The following is a 20769-nucleotide window of genomic DNA, read 5'->3' on the forward strand; positions in this document are numbered from 1 at the left end:
AAAACACCTTGCCAAATAGGAGCGTCAGGACGCAAAGAGGCTCCGCAGCGCGAAGCGCGATGCGGAGCCTCTTTGCATGTCCGAGGACGTTCCGGAGAGAAGCCCCGTCACGCCCCCGGATTCCCGGTGGGAGTTCTAGACCTTGTCGGCCTTAGTACATACCGCCGCCCTGCTGACCAGCGGTAGCAGCAGCGATAGCGTCCTCAAGCTGAGTGTTCTTGGGCACATCGGAGACGGTGGCCTCGGTGATGAGGATCAGGCTGGCGACAGAAGCAGCGTTCTGCAGGGTGACGCGGCTGACCTTGACGGGGTCGAGAACGCCCATCTCGATCATGTCGCCCCACTCGCCGTTGGCAGAGTTGAGACCCTGGCCGGCGGGCAGCTCGGCAACCTTGTCGACCACGACAGCGCCCTCAAAGCCAGCGTTCTTGGCGATGGTGGCGACCGGAGCGGTCAGAGCCTTCTTGACGATGTCGACGCCAATCTTCTCCTCGGGGTCATCGATTTCGACAGCATCGAGCGCAGGAGCAGCGTCCATGAAGGCGACGCCGCCGCCGGCGACGATGCCCTCCTCGACAGCAGCGCGGGTAGCCTGCAGGGCATCCTCGACGCGGTGCTTGATCTCCTTGAGCTCGGACTCGGTAGCAGCGCCGACCTTGATGACGGCAACGCCACCGGAGAGCTTGGCCAGGCGCTCCTGGAGCTTCTCGCGGTCGAAGTCAGAGGTGGTGTTCTCCATCTCGCCCTTGATCTGAGCGATACGGGCGTCGATGGCCTCCTTGGAGCCAGCGCCGCCGACGACGACGGTGTTGTCCTTGGAGATGGTGACGGACTTAGCGGTACCGAGCATATCGGCGGTGATGTCAGCGACCTTCACGCCCAGCTCGTCCAGGGCAGCCTGGCCACCGGTGAGGACGGCGATGTCCTCGAGGATGCGCTTGCGGCGATCGCCGTAGCCCGGGGCCTTAACGGCGCAGACGTTGAGGGCGCCACGGATCTTGTTGAGGACCAGGGTAGGCAGAGCCTCGCCGTCGATGTCCTCAGCGATGATGAGCAGGCCACGACCAGCGCGCTGGACAGCCTCGAGAACGGGCATGATGTCCTGAACGCTGGAGATCTTCTGGTCGGTGATGAGGATGTACGGATCCTTCATCACGGCCTCCATGCGGTCGTTGTCCGTGACGAAGTAAGCGGAGACATAGCCCTTGTCGAACTGCATGCCCTCGACGGTGTCGATGGTGATGTCGAACGTCTGGGAATCCTCGACGGTGATGACGCCGTCCTTGCCCACGACCTCCATGGCCTCGGCGATCTTCTCGCCGACCTCGGGGTCACCAGCGGAGATGGTACCGACGGAAGCAATCTGCTCCTTGGTCTCGACCGGCTTGGCCTGCTTCTTCATCTCGGCGACGGCGGCGTTAACGGCCTTGTCGATGCCGCGACGGATGGCCAGCGGGTTGGCGCCGGCGGCGACGTTGCGCAGACCGTCGTTGACGATAGCCTGAGCGAGCAGGGTTGCGGTGGTGGTGCCGTCACCCACGGTGTCGTTGGTCTTGGTGGCGACCTCCTTCACCAGCTGGGCGCCCATGTTCTCGATGTTGTCCTCGAGCTCGATCTCCTTGGCGACGGAAACGCCGTCGTTGGTGATGGTCGGGGCACCGAACGTGCGCTGCAGCGCAACGTAGCGACCCTTGGGGCCCATGGTGACGGTAACGGCGTCGGCCAGAGTGTTGACGCCCTTGGCGAGCTTAGCGCGGGCATCGGTGTTGAACGTAATGTTCTTTGCCATGGTAGGTAATCCTCCAAAAGAAATGTGACTCGCGTCGCCGCTTCCGAGTCCTATGCGGCAGGCGCGTTCAAAGACGAATCAGAGATTCTGACGAGACTAGGCCTCGACGACAGCGTAGATGTCGTCGGCGCGCATCAGCAGATACTTCTCGCCGTCGACCTTGACCTCGTTGCCACCGAACTTACCGTAGATGACAACGTCGCCAACCTTGACGTCCATGGGGATGCGCTCACCCTTGTCGTTGACCTTGCCGGCGCCAACGGCAACGATGGTGCCGCGCTGCGGCTTCTCCTGGGCGTTGCTGGCGATGTACAGACCAGAAGCGGTCTTCTGCTCGGCCTCGTCGGGCTTGACCAGAACACGATCTGCAAGCGGCTTCAAAGACGACATGCTTGTCTCCTCCTTTTTGGGCCGCGCGGTTATACCACGCGAATTAACCCTTTTTGTTTGCGTACGCGTTGAATGGTACCCACGAATGGCGGGTTATACAACACGGAGTCAAAAAATCTTATTTTTTGGCACTTAGATTTTCTGAATGCCGGGGGATAACTTAGCGGTGGCCCCCGTGTGGTTCCGGAGGGGCGGGGCATAAGGTTTCCTGCTCGGGCAGTCCTGCTCGCACGAAGGCCACATTAAGTGGCCTTCGGCTCGTGCGGAACTCGCGATAAACCTTATGCCCCGCCCCTCCGGAGCCACACGGGAGGCAGGTTAACTAATTCGGGCCCGGCATTCAAAAAAGTCAGTGCAGCAAAATGGCGATGCGGATGGTGCGAACAAGAAAGGGGCACGTTGCTGAAACGCGCCCCTTGTGGGTGGGGTATGGGGCTAGCGCTCGTAGATTAAGTTACCTGCCAGGTAGGTGGCTTGGACTTTGGTGGCTTGGAGTTCTTGGGGGTCGATGGTGAGTGGGTTTTGGTCCAGGACTACCAGGTCGGCGTACTTGCCGGGCTCCAGACTGCCGAGGTTTTGCTCGTCGCCCGCTGCATAGGCGCTGCCCAGGGTGTAGTTGCGCAGGGCTGTTGCCGCGTCGATACGCTCACTCGGTAACCAGCCGCCCTCGGGCCAGTGGCTTTTGGGGTCTTGGCGCGTGATAGCCGTGTAGAGCACGTTCATGCTGGTAACGGGCGTGATAGGGCTGTCAGTACCGAAGGCTTGGCGGATGCCGCGCTGCTTATAGGTCGCGAACGGCCACATGATGCGGCTGCGTTCCAGGCCCAGGTCGCGTTCCGGGCCACCCGGGTCGAGCGTGATGTGGCAAGGCTGGCTCGAGGCAATGACGTTGAGCTTGCGCAGACGATCGATGTCCTGAGGCAGCAAATTCTCCAGGTGCTCAAGCGTGTTGTGACCATGCTTAGGCAGGCCATACAGGTCGGCGGCTTCCTCAAAGATATCAAGCGCGGCATGGATGGCACCGTCGCCGATGACGTGGATGCGCACGGTGTGGCCGCGCTCCGCGGCAGCCAGAACTAGCTTGCGCATGCGCTCGACAGGAACCGTCAGGCGACCCTGGTCGCCCGGGAAGCGCGGGTTGGTATAGGGCTCAGTGAGGTATGCGGTATGCTCGCTCGACACGCCGTCGAAGAACTGTTTAAAACCTGGCGCCGAGAGCAGCGCGTTGTTCGCGTAGCGGGTCTGGAGTTCTTCCAAGCGCGATTGGTCATCCAGCAGCGTGGGAAACAGATGGGCGCGAATGCCCAGCTTGCCGATCGCCTGAAGCTTGTCGTAGACGTCGTCGCGGATAAAGTCGCAGCCCGGCATGGGCATGAGCGACATGTCGCAAATCGAGGTAATGCCCTGCTCGGCCATGCGTTTCATTTGGTCGGCATACGAGCTCGCGATGCGGTCCTCGCCCAGCCACTCAAGACAGCGCGGCAGCAGCTGCATGGCCGCAGCCTCGTGAGCAATGCCCGTGAGCTCGCCATTTGCATCCTTGTCGTAGCTGCCACCCGCCGGAGGCTCGCTGTCGCGTGTCACGCCGAGGGCTTCGAGTGCGCGGCTGTTGAGCCACAGGGTATGCCCGTCGCCCGAATACATAACACAGGGGCGATCGGGGAAGGCCACATCGAGCGATGCCTTGGTGGGATGCTCGGGCGGGTCCCAGCGGTAATCGCGCCAGCCCTGGGTCACGACCCAGGCGTCGTCGGGCAGGTCCTGGGAAAACTCGAGCGCATGCTGCACCAGCGCCGCCTCTGACGTGCCCATATCCATGAGCATGTACGGCGAGGAACCGACCGAGGTATGGAAGAAGTGCAGGTGAGCGTCATGGAAACCGGGGCAGATAAACTGCTCGCCGTAATCGACCACCGACGTAGTGGCAGGTGCGGCGGCAATCACGTCATCGGGCGCGCCGACTGCGACGATGCGATCACCCGCGATGGCGATCGCCAGCTCGCGGGCGGTATCGATACCGTCTTGCGCGGTAAAGACGTTCTTGGAGCGGATAATCCGATCGATATGTTGCATGGGCATCCCCATCTCTGGCAGGTAATTCAACACCCCCGAGTGTACTCCCCCGCCCTTGCAACAAAACCCCAAGCGGCAAACGGCAACTTTACCAGCCCTAGCGGCAGGTGGCATACTGGAGAGAGCCTGTACGATTTTGCGATCAACCCAGCAAGGAGCAAATCGACCATGACGAAGACCAAGGCACAGCAGATTATGGCGGCAACCGAGGTTCGCGCGGCAGACGACGTCACCGCGGCCATCCGAGATATTGCCACCGAGTTTGAACCCTACATCATCAAGCAGCGCCGGCACTTCCATAAGCACCCGGAGCTGAGCCTTGCCGAGGAGCGCACGACTTCCGACATCGCCAACCAGCTCGACGCCATGAATATCCCCTACGAGCGCCCGCTCAAGACGGGCCTGGTGGCGACGCTTCGCGGTACCGCGCCCGATGCCTACCGCGAGGACGGCACGCCGCGCCGCCGCATCCTGCTGCGCGCCGACATCGACGCCCTGCCCGTCACCGAGCAGACCGGCGAGGAATTCGCCAGCGTCAACGAGGGCTGCATGCACGCCTGCGGTCACGACTGCCATATCGCCATGATGCTCGGCACGCTACAGATTCTGCGCCACATGACCGATGACATCCACGGCGAGGTCCGCATCGTCTTCCAGCCCAGCGAGGAAAACGGCCAGGGCGCCAAGCTCATGATCGGCACGGGCGTGCTCGACGGCGTCGATGGTGCCTACGCCGCGCATATCTGGAGCGAGGTCGACGCCGGCACCGTAAGCTGCGAGCCCGGTCCGCGCATGGCCAATACCGACTGGTTCCGCATTGATGTCCGCGGCACCTCGTGCCATGGCGCCATGCCCCAACGCGGCCACGACGCCGTCATGGTGGCCGCCGAGATCGTCAATGCCCTGCAGACCATCGTCTCGCGCGAGATCAGCCCCTATGAGCCGGCTGTCATCACCGTCGGCGAGCTGCACGGCGGCACCGCGCGCAACGTTATCGCCGGCACGGCCTACCTCGCCGGCACGGTGCGCACCTACGGAGATTCGACCCACGAGGAAATGCCGGAGCTTATGCGCCGCATCGTGGAGCATACCGCGGCAGCTCTGGGCGCCGAGGCAGAGCTCACCGACTACACCATCGCCAACTACAAGGTCGAAAACGAGGTCGCCTCGAGCGAACGCTGCCGTCAGGCTGTAATCAAATGCCTGGGTCCCACCGGCCAAGGCCATTATCGCGGCACGCTTTCGGGCGAGGATTTTTCGGAGTACCTGCGCCGCGTACCGGGCGTGCTCGCCTTTGTAGGTACGCGCAACCCCAAGATTGGCGCCACGTACGCCCAGCATTCCTGCTTTTACAAGATTGACGAGACCGTACTGGCAAAGGGCTCCATGGTGGCCGCCCAGTATGCTATCGACTTTTTGGCCGAGCCCACGCAAGAGGAGCTCGACGGCCCCGCGATTACCGCGGTCGCCGAAACCAACCCCGATCTGGCCGCCAAGTTGCGCTCTGCCAAGGCGACGACCGCCGAGGCTCGCGATGCTATCCATGATGCCCGCACGGCGCGCCATGCCGCCATCAAGGGCATCCATGATGCACGTGCCGCCGCTCGCCGCGAGGAGAAGCACGACGAGTAGTCGATCCACGACCATCTCGCAGTCATAGCCGCATCGCGATATCAAAGCGGGGGCGGACGCTTCGGCACGTCCGTCCCCGCTTATTTGTCAAGCGCTATTTCTACCGTTTCCACCCCGTCCCCAAATGGCAGGTGGCAGGGTTACTCGTCCTGCGGGTCCTCGTCGGAGCTTGGCGCAGGCTCGGGCTCAGGCGCAGGCTCGGGCTCCGGTTCCGGCATGGGCGCGGGCTCGGGCTCAGGCACGGGCGTGGGCTCAGGCTCGGGCTCGGGCTCGGGCTCGGGCTCGGGCTCGGGCGCAGGCGCCGGCGCCGCAGCGGAATCGGATACGGGCGCTGCGTCGGCGCCAAAACCAGCCGGAGCAGACTTCTTCTCAAACGGCAGCACAAAAGTCAGGACGTCGTCCTTGTCCTCGTCGGCCCACTCGCTTGCGTAGCGCGCGACCCAATAGCCAACGGCACGGTGCTTGAGCATCTTGCCAAAGACCGTGAGGAATACCGTGACAAACGCCGTCAGCACCAAGAACAATACGAGCGTGATGCCACCGCCGGTAACAAGCGCCTCAATAGCCGTAGGACGGTAGTAGTAGCTATACATACCGACAGAGGCAATGGTGCCAAAGACGAACGTCAGGATCCAGGTGACAACGTTGGCGACCAGGCCCGTCAAAAACTCGGGAAGGAACGAAGCGCAGAACAGTTTGGTCTTGTTGTGCTTAAAGGCCGCCCAGACCTTATCGAGCGAAAACGCGCTCTCGACACGACCGGTCACCGCAAAGTGCATCACGGCAATGTCGGCGAACATCTTAAAGAAGACCCCCAAGACCGCCGTGGCAATCATAGCCAGGACAAGCAGGCCAAGCGAGCCGAACAGCGCTGCCTCGAGTGCATAAGAGCCGTAATACGAATACGAGCCCGCGGCGCCAATTACCACGCTCTCCACCAGCGAAAGCACTACACCGATAACGGGAATGGCAGCGATAACCTCGAGCACGACCGAGATAACGCTCGAAAAGACTCCGAGGCCAAACGACGTGGAACGCATGAGTGGACGATCCATACCGTCATCAACCTTGAGCGACAGATCGCGACCCCACTCAATACCAAAGCCGGAACCACACACGCTCGCAATGCAAGCTGCCAAAAAGCCGATGGCAGCCGCAATGCCGCCAATAACGGGAATAAACAACACGAGCACCGACACAACGCAAATCAGCGCCGGCAAAAACGCGATTTGGCATACACGCTGAAGCACACCCGGAGTCTTGGTCATATCTTGGAACGCCTGAGCCACACAGCCCTTTGGCGCATTCGCCACGGGCGGTTGCGGAACAAACTGCTGGGGCTGACCCTGAGGGGCAGAGGCTGCGGCACCGGCATTGGGGGCACCACACGCACCACAGAACTTATCGTTGTCGCCCATGGGGGCACCACACTGCGAACAGAACATCGAGATCATCCCTTCGTATCTTGAGCGAATCATCTGGATCGCAAACGATGTCTTTGGCATCATTATCACCCAATGTGGGGACAAATACTCCAACATGACGCATTTGCAATGCGCAGGGCGCTATTCGATTGTTTGATAAGCTCGACCGCGTTAGTTCGTTCCGCGGAAGCCCTTGCCGACGATCTCGGAGCTGTCGACGATCGTGATAAAGGCACCCGGATCGATCTCGCGAGCATAGCGACGCAGCTGCACGGCCTCGCGACGACTCAGCACGCTCATAATCACCGTCACGCACTTGCCCGAAAAGGCACCGTAGCCGCGGCTGATAGTCGCCGTACGGTTGAGATGTTTGACGATAAACTCCTCGACTTTGCGCGGCTCGGAGCAAATGACCGTGCAGACTTTGCGCAGGTGAATGCTCTCGATGGCCTTGTCAACCACAAGCGTCTTGGCAAACAAGCCAAGCACGCAATAAAGACCGACACGCGGGCCATACAAAAAGGCCGCAATGGTCACGATGCCGATATCGACCAGCAGCAGAGCGCGGCCAATCTCGAGCGTGGTGCGGCGCTTGAGGATCATGGCAAGAATGTCCGTGCCACCCGTCGAGGCGCCGATGTCAAAGACAATAGCGCTGCCGAGCGCCGGCAAGATGACGGCAAAGCACAGGTCGAGCCACATATCACCCGTCAGAGAGACATCGGTCGGAATGAAGAGCTCAAACAGCGAGACGTAGGCCGAAAGCGCAAACGAGGCGAAAACGCTCCACAGGATTGCCTTGCGCTCCAAAAAGATAAAGCCCAGAACGACCAGGACCGCATTGATAATCCACATAAAAACGCCGACGGGCAGGGTCGGGAACAGCGTGGACAGAATGACCGACACGCCCGAGGTGCCGCCAAAAGCAAAGTGATTAGGGGTTTTAAACGCGACGATGGCAAAGGCCGTGAGGATCAGGCCCAAATTGAGCTCGGCAAAAAAGCGCGGAAAGCCCGGCTCCTGGCTGCGCTTGCGACCAGCGCGCTCGCCCCGCTCGATAACATCGCGATCGACCACGCGCTCCATCGGCACCACGGGAGGACGATGCACCTCCTCGGCAGCACGCGACGCCGCCTCTGCCGCAGCGGCCTCAATCGCCCATGCCTTGCTTTCTGTTTCGTGCTCGTCGGCCATTACGGCAACTCCTCGTTAACAATTTGGAAACAATGCGCCCATTAGAGTAACGCGGAACGTAGGGATTGCAACCCCCAGTTAGACGAGCGGTATGACTACATCGGGAACGTATAAAAACGGCCGGCCACGCTTTTGCTTGCGCGGTCGGCCGTTTAACGTTTTCGCAGATAAAACCTGCCAAAACAAACCTGTCCCCTTTTGGAAGGTTATTCGTGCTGGCTGGTGCGGTGCTCGTACTCCTCGGGGGTGATGACATCCTCGATGCGCAGGTTGACGCCCGCCACCTCAAGGCCAGTCATCGCGGCAAGGCGCTCGGTGACACGTGCCTTGACATCGTCGAAGATCGCGGGCGCATAGGCGCCGTACTCGATGATGACGGAGATGTTGACGACCACGCGATTGTCATCGGTGACCTCGACCGTCACGCCCTTGGTCAGATTCTCGGCACCAAACTGCTCCTGCACAAAGTGCATGAGGTTACCCTTCATGCCCAGAACGTGCGGAACCTCGCGAGTGGCCATGGCAACGATCTTCTCGATCACGCCGTTGGAATAGGTCAGCGAGTCCTCGGACTCGTCTGCTTCCTCGTCGTCCTCATCCGTATCGGATTCGGCCTCGACAAGCGCCTCGTCCTCGAGCGTCACGCCTTCGGCCTCGGCGACGACGGTCTCGTCTGCCTCGAGCTCGGTATCGGCTACATCGACCTTCGTATTAAAAGCCATGGTTCCTCCTTATGCCTGCCGCGGATGCGACAGTCGAATACATATTAGCGACCGCTAAACAGACGGCCGAAGAAGTTGACGATCCCGTTCTCGCCGTCGCGAATTTGGCCGATCACAGCGCCGATCAGCACGAAGAATGCAATGACGAGCGTGTCCCACAGGCCGAGCGTGAGCACCAACACGGCGAGGATAAAGCCAGCGACGGCACCGAGCGTGGTGTTGGGATGACGCACAGCATAGCTCCAGATGGCAGCGCCCGTACCCTTGATGAGACCCATAGCCTCGTCAAAATCCACGGCTGCCGCGTCTTGCAACTCGGTTGCCTCTGCTTTGGAATCAACAGGTTCGCTCGCCGGCGTGGCGCTCTGGTCAATCGTCAAGCGCGGCGTACGAGCGGTCTTATCTTGATTGGTATCACTCACCGGAAACCTCCACGGTCTGGACGGTAGTCTTGGACGGCAAAAAACGGACGCGCGTAGTCGTACCCGGCGTGCCGAGCATGGTGTCGCAAGCTTCCTCGATGCGCTGCTGCATCGCGGTAGCCAGAGATGCCACGTCCTTATCGTCAAGCGCGATAGCCTCGACCTTAAAACGGACGTGCGAATCGTCGGAGCCTTGGACGCGGGCCTCGACATGCTCGACCATCACGCGGTCGTCGCGCTCGGCAGCAGCCCTGGCGCACGAAGAAAGCGCCGCAAGGGTAACCTCGATATTGCGCTCCCCCGCCGGATGCACGCAGGACGGTTCGCGACGGGCGAACATCAGGCGGAAGAAGCTTACCAGCACGCCGATCGCCACGACGCCGGCGCACGCCGTGACGACGATGCGCGGCATGGGGTCGCGCATCAGCAACATAAAGCGATACGTATACGGCCCCCAAAACTGGCAGACAAGCGTACCCAGCGCCACGATGGTAGCGGCAAGGTACACGATCGCTAGGGCTCGTTTGAGTACGCGCACGCGGCGCTCCCTTCAAATCTCGGCTCTCGAAATGCAAAACGGTTCGCATCATTATAAAAGAGCCGGGTCCGGTGCTCTACGCACGCGGATCCGGCTCATCTATTCCACGAGGCTTGCATGCTCGCTTCATTATGCCCAGATATGCACGGCTTAACCCGTGCGGGCGCTACTCCTCCTCGAGGGCAGCGATGACCTCGTCGGTCATGTCCATGGTGCTGTAAACATCCTGGACGTCGTCGAGCTCCTCAAGACGGTCGATGAGGCGCTGAACCTTCTTGGCGTCGGCACCGGAGACCTCGGTCGGGGTGGTCGGGACCATGGTGGTCTCGGAGCCCTTGACCTGGACGCCCTGCTCCTCGAGCGCCTTAGAGACAGCCATGACCTCGTTGGCAGTAGTCCAGACGATCCACTCCTCGCCGGCGTCCTCGTAGTCCTCGCCACCGGCCTCGGCGATCGCCATCATGAACTCATCCTCGTCACCGGCAGCACCGTTGGCGATCATGGTCTCCTTCTTGGCGTTCTCGTCCAGGATCTCCTTGGCGACGACAATCTGGCCCTTGCGCTCAAACTGGAAGGCGACGGAGCCGGAGGTGCCCAGGTTGCCACCAGCGTGGGAGAAGGCGGAACGGACATCGGCGGCAGTACGGTTGCGGTTGTCGGTCAGGCAGTCAACATAGACGGCGACACCGGCGGGACCATAGCCCTCGTACACGATGTTCTCGTAGACGGCGGCATCGGCACCCGAACCAAAAGCCTTGTCGATAGCGGACTTGATCTTGTCCTTAGGCATGGACTGAGCCTTGGCCTTGGCAACGGCAGCGGCGAGGCTGGCGTTGTTCTCGGGCAGCGGGTCACCGCCGAGACGGGCAGCAACGGTGATGTTGCGGCTGAGCTTGGAGAAGAGGGCGGAACGCTTGGCGTCCTGCGCGCCCTTACGATGCTTGGTTGTGGCCCACTTAGAGTGTCCGGACATACGTGTCTCCTATCGGTTTCGACCTAAAGCCCAGCGCAGATGCTCGGGCAATATAAACAAACGTCGTTATGATATACCTACTGGCCTGCGAGATAAACCCCAAAATGAAGGCGTCGTGATGATGCCACCCTTTGGTGCAAAGCAACCTGACCCCAATGCACCAAGTTAGGACCAGAGGAAGTCGCTACGGGTGACGGTGGCACCGATGGCGAAGGGCATGCAAGCGATGACCGGATACAGGTAGCGCATGTAGGTCGAGCCGTTGCACGGGCCAATCAGGCACACGGCGAGCACGCCCAGCAGCGGCACCCAAATGGCCAGCCCGCGCCACGAATGACGACGCAGCAGGTAGACCACCACGGCAATCATGATCCACACATAGGTGGCCGAGCTCATGGTGAGCGAAATAAACGGGATGCGCTGCACCGCCACACGGTACAGATTGATCAGGTGGTCACACCAGCGCACCACGTTGCTGTCAACCGGATGGAAGTCGAAGTACTTGAGGTTGTCGGGACGCGCCATGATCTCGGCACTACGCGCCGTGCTGTAGACCCAGGCATCGCGGGCACTCGGATAAAAGTAGCCGTAATAGTTATTGATGAGCGCCGAGATATAGCACTCGGGATCCTTTTTGAACATCTGCGCCCAGACCTCAAAATAGGCCTTGATGTCCTCCTGCGAGGCGTACTCGTTAAAGCAGTTCTTGACGGCATCGGACTTGTCAGGGTTGTAGCGGCGGCCCAGGTTCTCGTACTTGAGCACGCGATCGATCACGACGCGCTCCACGTCGGTCACCAAACCGTCGCAGGGTGCCTCCACGATAGTGCCGTCCTCCTTAACCGTAGGGTTGACGCCCGAGTTGAGGCCGTCGTGCTTTTGGACGAAACGAGCCGTCTGTTGGAACGGAATCGAGAGGATTTCGCGCTTGGAACCAGGCGTGATGTCGTGCGCCGGCATAAAGACCTTGGTGAAGTACATATTAGAGGCAAGGCAGAGCGCGAGCACCGCGAGGACGCCAACCCAGCGGAAGCGCAGCGTGGCGCATGAGACCGCGGTGCCCGTCTGCTTAGCCGCACGGCGAGCGACATGTACATCCCATGCGCAAAACGCCGCCGCAATCACGCAGGCCGCCAACGGAAAGACCAGACCTCCATTGCGCAAAAACGTGGAACCCATGGCAGCCAGCGCAAGCAACAGCCAGTCGTGACGCGCAAAGAGCACGGGGGCTTTCTCACCCGCTCGCTCGACATTGGCATCACGACGGGGCAAGCCACATGCCACGAGCTTGACGGTCTGTACCAGCAGCACCAAAAACGCGTCGGCAAAGAGCACGTCTTTGGTGAGCAGGGCCGCGTAGTTAGAGAACATCGGCATAAACGCAAAGAACAGCAGGATCGCACCGCGAACCGGCAGGCTCACGCCCAGTTTGCGCAGCGACGAGATGGAATAGGCCATGCAGGCAGCCGTGATGACAAACTGAGCGCAGGTATAGATGATGAGGCCCGCGTTAGCGCTGTTGAACAGCGAAAGCCCCAGCTGAACGCACGAGCCGATAATGGCCGTGTGCACCACGGGGTGATGTCCGTTGAGCAGCACGTTGGGGTTGAGTAGGCGCAGGTAGTCGCTCGTGCCGTTGGGATAGTTGAACCACTGGCGAATCTGCGCGCCGGTGTCCCCCATAAAAAGGCCGGGCAGCGAAGCGATGAGTGTGGGCGCCCAGGCGACCATAAGCACCAGGAAGGGCCCGGCAAAGGGATGGACCGAGAGCACGGCGTGAGCCACACGCCATACGCGGCCAAAGTGCGCCTCCGAAAACGGAATGCGCCGAGAGCTCAGCCAATCTAGACACTCAAAGGCAAGGTAGAAGGCAACGATCGCCAGGAGCATCCAGCCCGCGCCGCCAATCCAGGCGCAGATGATGCGAGCTTTGTCGCCAAGGACAATCTCGGCCGAGTCGGTGAGATCGTAGCTGCGACCGAACACCATGCAGATGGCGAAGAACAGCGACGGCAGAATGATCGATGGACGCCAGGTGTCGCCACGGCCAAAGAACACGTAGCGAAACGGCAAGGTGAGCAGGCAGGCAAGCGCAAGCAGCATGACCGCGTCGGTATGGCCGGCAAACGAGAGGAGTACCTCGTAGCACACGTACAGCATGCCCGAGGCTTTGGGGTCAATCGCCAAGACTGCGTTGCTCGACACCGGGGCGGGATCGATGGAAAACGCCGTGGTCGCCAACAGCGCGAGCAAAAATGCGATGAGCGTCTGCTTGGCGGGGTAGCGCTTAAACCAGACGATGCGGGCGGCGTCGCGCGCAGCCGTTGTGGAGAGATCGGAATCCTTCACAGTCCAAAGAGCCTTTCTAGAAACCTGCCAAAAAGGGACAGGTTTATTTTGGCAGGTTTTATCTGGGGAAACGTTACGGTTCTGTCATCGTTGCCCAGCAAACCACCACAAAGGTGCCTGTCCCCTTTGTGGTGGTATGTGGTGGTTAGGCGTCGAGGTAGATGCGCTGGGGGCGATTGCGGCGACGCGCAAAGATGACGAGCGCCAGGCCGGCGATCACGAGCGGCAGGCTCAGCAGCTGACCCATCGTGATGACGCCACCAAGCAGATAGCCAAGCTGGGCATCGGGCACGCGCACGAACTCGACGAGGAAGCGGACGATGCCGTAACCCATCACGAACACGCCCATAAACGTACCCTGGGGCAGCAGCGGCTTTTTGCGGCTGAGCACCTGCAGAATGCAAAAGAGCACGATGCCCTCAAGAAATGCCTCGTAGAGCTGGGAGGGATGACGCGGCATATCGCCCGCGGTGCCACCGAAGACCACGCCCCAGGGCAGATCGGTCGGCTTGCCCCACAGCTCACCGTTCACGAAATTGGCGCAACGTCCCAGGCACAGCGCCAGCGGAGCACCGATAACTGCAAGGTCGGCAATGGTCCAGGCGTCGAGCTTATACATGCGGCACACGATGATGCCGCCGATAATGCCGCCCACCAAGCCGCCATGGAAGCTCATGCCGCCTTCGTTGGTGGCAAAGATCTCGAGCGGATGTGCCCAGTAGTAGCCGTCGCCGTAAAAGATGACGTAGAACAGGCGCGCACCGATAATGAGGCCAAAGACCACGCCGACCACGACACTCGTCAGGTCATCAATCGTGATGTTAAAGCCCCAGCGACGCTGCGTGCGGTACATGACGACCGCCGTGAGCAGGGCGCCGACCACATAGGCCAGACCATACCAGTAAATCGTGATGGGCCCCGCCGAAATCGCGACGGGATCAAGCATATGGTAGAAGTCGTTGAGCATGTCGACCCTCCTACTCCCTACATACAAATGCGGCCGCGGGCCTTGCGCTCGCAGCCGCATATTTGGGCGTAACGTCTATGCGGAGTATGCCGTCCGCAGCTTTCGCATCTTAGAACGGCGCGTACTCGTCGTACAGGTCGTCGGTCTCACCGGAGGCATTGACCTGCTCCACGCGGGTAACGCCGGGCACATGCTCCTTGAGGATGCGCTCAATACCCATGGACAGGGTCAGCGAGCTCATGGGGCAGCCGGCGCAAGCGCCCTGCAGCTCCAGTTTGACGACGCCCTCGTCGTCAACGCCCACATACTCCATATCGCCGCCGTCGGCCTGCAGGTTGGGGCGAATCTCTTCAAGAACCTTCTTAAGCAGCTCTTCGTTAACAGCCACAGGGGCTCCTTTCTCACAATAACGCGGGCACGCCCGCGGACAGGGGCTATGTTACTACAGCCATGTACCCGCTTAGGCGCCAGCCATGCGTGCGGACACGACTTTCACGAGCGGTCAATTTGGGACGGGTCTCTTTTGGCTGTTTTGCCGCCAGCTGGCGTTGCCACGCGCTACTGCTGAGCCTGCCCCTCGGTGCCGATGTGAACATCGACGACAACCTGGCGGTAGCTGATGCCGCAGGAGTCGAGGATGCGGCGGCTGATGCGTCCGTCATCGGTGTCGGCGTACTTGTTGTCCAGGTAGACAACCTCGCCCACGCCCACCTGCGCCAAAATCTTGGCGCAGTCGTGGCACGGGAACAGCGTGACGTAGACCGTGGAACCCTCAAGATCTTTGAGCGAGCCACGGTAGTTGAGCACGGCGTTTGCCTCGGCATGCACCACGTAGTTGTGCTTGTCCTGCAACGGGTCGTCGCTCGTGCCCCACGGGAAAAAGTCGTCGTTGAGCGCCGAGGGCGTACCGTTGTAGCCCACCGAAAGGATGCGGTGGTTGGTGCTGGCGATGCACGCGCCCACCTGCGTGTTGGGGTCCTTACTGCGGCGCTGCGCGGCGATGGCCACGCTCATAAAGAACTCGTCCCAGCTAATGACGTCCAGGCGCTTGCCTGACGAAGTTTGATGAAGATCGTCCGACATGGCAGACACCTCCGTAATCGCAATAATTTGACCCATTGTAGCAGGTGAAAGGTGGAGGCGTTTGTCCCACCGGCGCCCTCACTTTTACACGCGACGGGGCTTTTGGTTGATGTGGTAGAGCTCGGCGAGACCCCGCAGCGTCAGCGCGTCGTCTACCGTCAGGCTGTGGCCGACCAACGCCGCGAGTGCCTCGGCGTCGTCGCCGGTAATGACGATGGGCACGTCGCCCTCCCCCGCGGCCTTGATCGCGCGCATCTCGGCGAGCACCATGTCGAGCATGCCGTCGATGCGGGCCACCTCGCCCAGAACCACGCCCGAGCGCATCGCCTCGCGCGTGTTACGGCCGATTACATGCGTGGGTGCCGAGGGCTCGACCTGCGGCAGGCGTGCCGCAGCAGCCGAGAGCGAGCGGGCGCCGAGCGCCAGACCCGGCGCGATGACGCCGCCGACAAAGGTACCGCGCGCATCGATGACCTCAATATTGGTCGTAGTGCCCAGGTCGATCACGATGCACGGAGAGCCGTAGACGGCACGGGCCGCCACGGCGTCGGCGATGCGGTCGGGGCCGATCTCGGCCGGATCGTCGTAGTGTACGGGCATGCCGGTCTTGAGACCCGGTCCCACGGTGAGCACACGCCCCGTGCAGGTACGGGAAAGCGCCGCCTTCCATGGGCGCTCGAGCGCCGGCACCACGCAACTCAGCACTGCAGCTGCGGGAACGAGCGCACCGGGCATGCCCGCATCGGCCGCCAGCGCGGCCATGACCTGCACGAGACGCATGCGCGCCTCGTCTGCTGTGATGCTCGACGGCGTGGTGATCTCGCACGTTGCAAGCGGACATTCCTGCGCCGCGGCCGAATCCTCGGCAAACAGGCCAAAGCGAATGAACGTGTTGCCCACGTCGACCGTCAATATATATGCGCACCCATTAAGCATCGTCGGCGCTCCTTTCGTCTGCCCAGCAGTATATCGCCTACCTAAACCAGTCATCCCAAAATGACTAACTTGCGGCTATACTGGTGCGCGGTCGTTTGCGAGCTCACGCAGCGGCCCTTGGTAACCCGACTTCCCGCGCCGTATCCGTAGCGGCGCTCCCGGGGGAAGCGGATATACGCAAAGGAGTTTTATATGAGCAATCCCTCGAACCGCGCTTCGATGCGCGGGCAACTCACGCTGCGCGGCGTCGTCATCGGCGTCCTTGGCTGCGTGATCATCACGGCAAGCTCGGCCTACACGGCCCTCAAGATGGGTGCACTCCCCTGGCCGATTATTTTCGCTGCCGTCATCTCGCTGTTCTTCCTGAAGCTCATGGGCAACGCCAGCCTCAACGAGGCCAACGTCACCCACACCATCATGTCCGCAGGCGCCATGGTCGCCGGCGGCCTGGCGTTTACCATCCCGGGCGCCTGGATGCTGGGCTATGCCGACCAGATCAGCTGGCTCGACATGTTTATCGTGGCACTCGCCGGCACCATCCTGGGCCTGCTGGCCACGGCACTCATTCACCGTCACTTTATCGTGGATGCCGCGCTTGAGTTCCCCACCGGCAACGCCGCAGCTCAGACCCTGCGCGCGACCGAGGCCGGCGGCAAGACCGGCAAGCAGCTCTTTGGCTCCATGGCCATCGCAGGCATCTACAGCGTGCTTCGCGACGCCCTGGGCGTGGTGCCCAGCATGCTATGCACGCTCAACATCCCCGGCGTGACCTTTGGCATCTACAACTCGCCCATGCTGCTCTCCGTCGGCTTCCTCGTGGGCTTCGCCCCCGTCGCCTTCTGGTTTGCCGGCGCCCTGCTGGGCAACTTTGGCATCATTGTGGGCGGCACCGCTGCCGGTCTGTTCGACGTTGTGACTGCGCAGGGCATCGTCAAGTCCCTGGGTATGGGCCTCATGATGGGCTTTGGCGTCGCCGTCGTCCTCAAGGACATCCTGCCGCAGGTCGCCGGTATCGTCCGCGGTCTCGCCGCCGACAGCTCCACCGACACCGACGAGCAGTCGCTCATCTCGGGCTCCCTCAAGCTCGACGCCGGTATCATCGGCCTGGGCGCTGCCGCCATCGCCGTGATCATCGCCATCGTGCTTGACCTTGGCCCCGTTCCGGCCGTCATCGTGACGCTGTTCACCTTTGTCACCACTATCATGAGCGCGCAGAGCTGCGGCCAGACGGGCATCGACCCCATGGAGATCTTTGGCCTCATCGTCATGCTCATCGTTGCCGCCTTCGCACAGCTCGCTCAGGTCAAACTGTTCTTTATCGCCGGCATCGTGGCCGTGGCGTGCGGCCTTGCGGGCGACGTCATGAACGACTTTAAGGCCGGCGCCGTGCTGGGCACCAACCCGCGCGCACAGTGGGTCGGCCAGGCCATCGGCGGCATCGTGGGCGCCCTGGTCGCCGCCGCCGTCATGGTCGCGCTCGTCACCGCCTATGGTCCGGACGCCTTCGGCCCCGACAAGAGCTTTGTGGCCGCGCAGGCAAGCGTTGTCGCCACCATGGTCTCGGGCATCCCGAGCGTACCGTGGTTCGCAGGCGGCTTTATCGCCGGCATCGTCATGTACTGGCTCGGCATTCCGGCCATGATGATCGGCCTGGGCGTGTACCTGCCGTTCTACATGTCACTCACGGCATTCCTGGGCTCCTGCGTCAAACTCGCCTACGACAAGTGGTCCGCCCACCGCGACGCCACCGCCGGTCTTTCTGACGAGGAGAGGGCTGCCAAGGATGCCGCCTTCCAGGAGCAGGGCTTGGTCGTTGCCAGCGGCCTGCTCGGCGGCGAGTCCATCGTCGGCGTTATCCTGGCGTTTGTCTCTGTTGGTCTGAGCCTGCTGGGGTAGGCCGAACAACAACGCACCAGCGCAGAGCGCGGGGTCGGAATCAAACCGGCCCCGCGCTTTTTTGTCTATTTGACTCTTATGATCCTCACGGCGTTTTAGCCATGTCGATTGTCCTGACTTCCAGGTCAACAAACCTTGTCTGACACCTCGCCTAACGCGGTGTAGAGTAAAGACGACAGACGCAAGAAGCGGCTCAGAAGCTAAACGAGGTAAGCATGGAACTCGACAAACAACAGATCAAGCGGCTGCGCGAGCGTCATCATCGTCGTCACGGTATACGCCCTGCACACAGCGAGGCCATGGAGAATGCCACCCGTTTCCTTAAGCAGGCGTTCAACATACGCGAGGGACGCGCGCCCTATCACGTGATTCGCAAGCGCTTTGTAAACGGGGCGCGCCTGACTGGCTCGCACTTATGCATCCTCATCATTGCCATGTTGATCGCGAGCATCGGCCTCGATATCGACTCGGATATCGCCATTGTAGGTGCCATGCTCATCTGCCCGCTCATGGGCTCGGTCCTTGCCACGGCATACGGCATCGCCACGCTCGACCGCGAGATTACCGTCGAAGCCGTCGCCGGCCTTGCGCTGCAAATGGCCTTTTGCCTGGTCACATCCACGTTGTACTTTAAGCTCTCGCCCCTTGGCACCACCACGGCCGCCATCATCGACAACTCGACGCCCACCGTGTGGGACCTCGCTGTCGCGCTCGCCGGCGGCTTTGCAGGCGGCCTAGGCAACTCACGCGACCAGGAACCCGCCACGCTTATCGCGGGCGTGGCCGTGGCAACCGCGCTCATGCCGCCCCTGTGCGCGGCGGGCTATGGCATCGCCATCGCGAGCGGTTCGCTGTTCCTCTCGGCGCTCTACGAGTTTGGCATCAACGTGGTCTTTATCGCGCTCGCGGCCGAAGCCGTACTACTTCTATTGCGCGTGCCGCTCAAGCGCGACCTCAACGGCGACGGCATTGTGACCGCCGAAGAAGATGCCGAGGTCGACGAGCTGTCACGCAAGGTGCGCCGCCGCATTATTGTGGGCACGGTGATCTTTGCCATCCCCTGCATCATCATGACGGCGGGTTCCATTGGCTCGGCACAGGCCGGCGTGCAGGACGGCTACGGTGTCACCGAGACCACACGCGAGCTTGCCGCGGTGCTGCCAGGCTTTAAGGATTACACCGTCGCCGTCGAGACCTCGGCTGCCGAAGGGAACGAGGAAGGCATGGTCGAGCGCGAGGTTGTCGCCCACGTGACGACAAGCGAGACGCTTGGGGCGCACGACCGTCACGTCGCCCGCAAGCTCATTGACCTCAACGTGCCCGAACTCGATCGCGTTGAGTTTGACGTGAAGTGATGCGGGATGTGAGATGGATGCGCGCACAGGCGCGAGTCGGAACGAGGCGCAGACGCGACGCAGGCCGCGAGCAAAAAAGCGGGGCGCGATTCATGTCCGTGCCCCGCTCGCTGTTTTATTGCCGTGAATCAACTGTCCGCATCGACATCGCCAGACCCCACCGTAAACGCCGGACCGGTACTCACCAGATAAAAACGGGTCACCCTGGTATCTCTAAATAGGTAGAGCAAGCCCTGATCGCGTCGGCGTGACAAGTACGCCACGTGGACCGTACCGAATTCTTCACCGTTTTCCTTCTTTAATATCAGGATGTTGGGGTCATCCGTACGCTTAAACTGCCCGTCTGTGCAGATTCCGTCTTGGTCGACCAGCTGCCATCGACAGTTGTCCTCCTCAAGAAAAGCCAGGGTTACCCGACTCGTTTTGTCATCCCGATAGAAACCATCAATGGCAAACCCTTCGGAAGCGCATTCCTGCATATAGGACGTTTCTCGGCTTATAGCAAACAGCCCTGTAGCGCCCAGGAGCACAGCCAGGCAGACCACTGCAAGGGTTATTGAGATAGTGCGGCGGCCCATGCTAGCCCAGCCGATAGTTGCTTAACGGAGCGTGAAACATACCTGGAACCTCCGATATCAGGGGGAACGTCGCCTATGGCCTGCCGGCAATCATATGTTTCCAACATCAAACCATATGGTTACAACTCGTTGGAGATAGGTTCCATGAACGGACGATAATTTGCGGCGAACGGCTACATATGTTCATTATCTCAGGGTTCTGGAGGCAATTTTTGGTGCCACCGAGACGTTGTTTTCGGAAGTATGCGGCAAATTCCGGAGCCCTCGAGCACACCCCGGTTTTTCACCAATAAAACCGCAGGTACAAAGCTTGGGCATATCCAGTGTGCTCGGCCTATTCAAATTTTGCCGCATACTTCCGAAATCCGAGTCCGCTGAAGGCGCCTGCAACGCTATTTACGCAACATATGTGCAATCAAAACCACCCCTAAAAGGGGTGGTTTGCTCT

General features: G+C 61.0%; 18 protein-coding genes. 3 read left to right on the top strand and 15 right to left on the bottom strand.

The features are described 5' to 3' along the window. Positions 1-151 precede the first annotated feature (151 nt). From groL to DW913_RS09520, 3 genes are all read right to left on the bottom strand, one after another. A complete protein-coding gene (groL, locus tag DW913_RS09510; RefSeq protein WP_006234938.1) occupies positions 152-1789 on the bottom strand; it encodes a chaperonin GroEL in 1638 nt (545 codons plus the stop codon). Positions 1790-1885: 96 nt separating this feature from the next. Then, the gene (groES, locus tag DW913_RS09515) at positions 1886-2179 is read right to left on the bottom strand and encodes a co-chaperone GroES (RefSeq protein ID WP_022094351.1); all 294 of its coding nucleotides are present in this window, start codon (positions 2177-2179) and stop codon (positions 1886-1888) included. Between the two features lie 435 nt (positions 2180-2614). Then, entirely contained in the window at positions 2615-4252 is a 1638-nt protein-coding gene (locus tag DW913_RS09520; protein WP_233542046.1) for an amidohydrolase, read from the bottom strand. 168 nt (positions 4253-4420) lie between these two features. On the opposite strand from DW913_RS09520, the gene DW913_RS09525 reads away from it, so the two are divergent. Further along, a complete protein-coding gene (locus tag DW913_RS09525) occupies positions 4421-5884 on the top strand; it encodes a M20 family metallopeptidase (protein ID WP_117798330.1) in 1464 nt (487 codons plus the stop codon). Between the two features lie 140 nt (positions 5885-6024). Here the strand turns inward: DW913_RS09525 and DW913_RS09530 are convergent, their stop codons facing one another. The 11 genes from DW913_RS09530 to DW913_RS09580 form a co-directional block, all read right to left on the bottom strand. Next, positions 6025-7329, bottom strand: coding sequence for a zinc-ribbon domain-containing protein (locus tag DW913_RS09530; protein WP_158566235.1), 1305 nt, complete (start codon positions 7327-7329; stop codon positions 6025-6027). A gap of 150 nt (positions 7330-7479) precedes the next feature. After that, entirely contained in the window at positions 7480-8502 is a 1023-nt protein-coding gene (locus DW913_RS09535; RefSeq protein ID WP_117798332.1) for a YitT family protein, read from the bottom strand. A 206-nt stretch (positions 8503-8708) separates the two neighbouring features. Continuing rightward, positions 8709-9224, bottom strand: a complete 516-nt coding sequence (locus DW913_RS09540; RefSeq protein WP_117798333.1) for an Asp23/Gls24 family envelope stress response protein — start codon at positions 9222-9224, stop codon at positions 8709-8711. A gap of 44 nt (positions 9225-9268) precedes the next feature. Beyond that, the gene (locus DW913_RS10200) at positions 9269-9646 is read right to left on the bottom strand and encodes a DUF2273 domain-containing protein (protein WP_233542047.1); all 378 of its coding nucleotides are present in this window, start codon (positions 9644-9646) and stop codon (positions 9269-9271) included. Further along, a complete protein-coding gene (locus DW913_RS09550; protein ID WP_147349647.1) occupies positions 9639-10184 on the bottom strand; it encodes a hypothetical protein in 546 nt (181 codons plus the stop codon). Before DW913_RS09550 ends, DW913_RS10200 begins: the two co-directional genes overlap by 8 nt. Before the next feature lie 166 nt (positions 10185-10350). Beyond that, positions 10351-11157 (bottom strand): YebC/PmpR family DNA-binding transcriptional regulator, encoded by an 807-nt coding sequence (locus DW913_RS09555; protein ID WP_006234926.1) that lies wholly within the window; start codon positions 11155-11157, stop codon positions 10351-10353. Between the two features lie 165 nt (positions 11158-11322). Further along, positions 11323-13506, bottom strand: coding sequence for a DUF6020 family protein (locus DW913_RS09560; protein ID WP_233542048.1), 2184 nt, complete (start codon positions 13504-13506; stop codon positions 11323-11325). Between the two features lie 145 nt (positions 13507-13651). Continuing rightward, positions 13652-14473, bottom strand: a complete 822-nt coding sequence (gene lgt, locus DW913_RS09565) for a prolipoprotein diacylglyceryl transferase (protein WP_117798335.1) — start codon at positions 14471-14473, stop codon at positions 13652-13654. 109 nt (positions 14474-14582) lie between these two features. Further along, positions 14583-14861, bottom strand: coding sequence for a NifU family protein (locus DW913_RS09570; protein ID WP_099432127.1), 279 nt, complete (start codon positions 14859-14861; stop codon positions 14583-14585). A gap of 170 nt (positions 14862-15031) precedes the next feature. Continuing rightward, positions 15032-15556, bottom strand: coding sequence for a dCMP deaminase family protein (locus DW913_RS09575; RefSeq protein WP_117798336.1), 525 nt, complete (start codon positions 15554-15556; stop codon positions 15032-15034). Between the two features lie 84 nt (positions 15557-15640). After that, on the bottom strand, positions 15641-16492 hold the full coding sequence (locus DW913_RS09580) for a type III pantothenate kinase (RefSeq protein ID WP_117798337.1): 852 nt from the start codon (positions 16490-16492) through the stop codon (positions 15641-15643). 192 nt (positions 16493-16684) lie between these two features. Here DW913_RS09580 and DW913_RS09585 point away from each other — a divergent pair, with 192 nt between their 5' ends. Both DW913_RS09585 and DW913_RS09590 read left to right on the top strand, forming a co-directional pair. After that, on the top strand, positions 16685-18388 hold the full coding sequence (locus DW913_RS09585) for an OPT/YSL family transporter (RefSeq protein WP_117798338.1): 1704 nt from the start codon (positions 16685-16687) through the stop codon (positions 18386-18388). 215 nt (positions 18389-18603) lie between these two features. Then, complete coding sequence (locus tag DW913_RS09590) at positions 18604-19743, top strand: DUF389 domain-containing protein (RefSeq protein WP_117798339.1); 1140 nt, start codon at positions 18604-18606, stop codon at positions 19741-19743. A gap of 128 nt (positions 19744-19871) precedes the next feature. Here the strand turns inward: DW913_RS09590 and DW913_RS09595 are convergent, their stop codons facing one another. Then, the gene (locus DW913_RS09595) at positions 19872-20222 is read right to left on the bottom strand and encodes a hypothetical protein (protein WP_117798340.1); all 351 of its coding nucleotides are present in this window, start codon (positions 20220-20222) and stop codon (positions 19872-19874) included. Between the last annotated feature and the right edge of the window lie 547 nt (positions 20223-20769).

Origin of the sequence: Collinsella sp. AM42-18AC (genome assembly GCF_003467965.1) — a bacterium.
Lineage (GTDB): Bacteria > Actinomycetota > Coriobacteriia > Coriobacteriales > Coriobacteriaceae > Collinsella.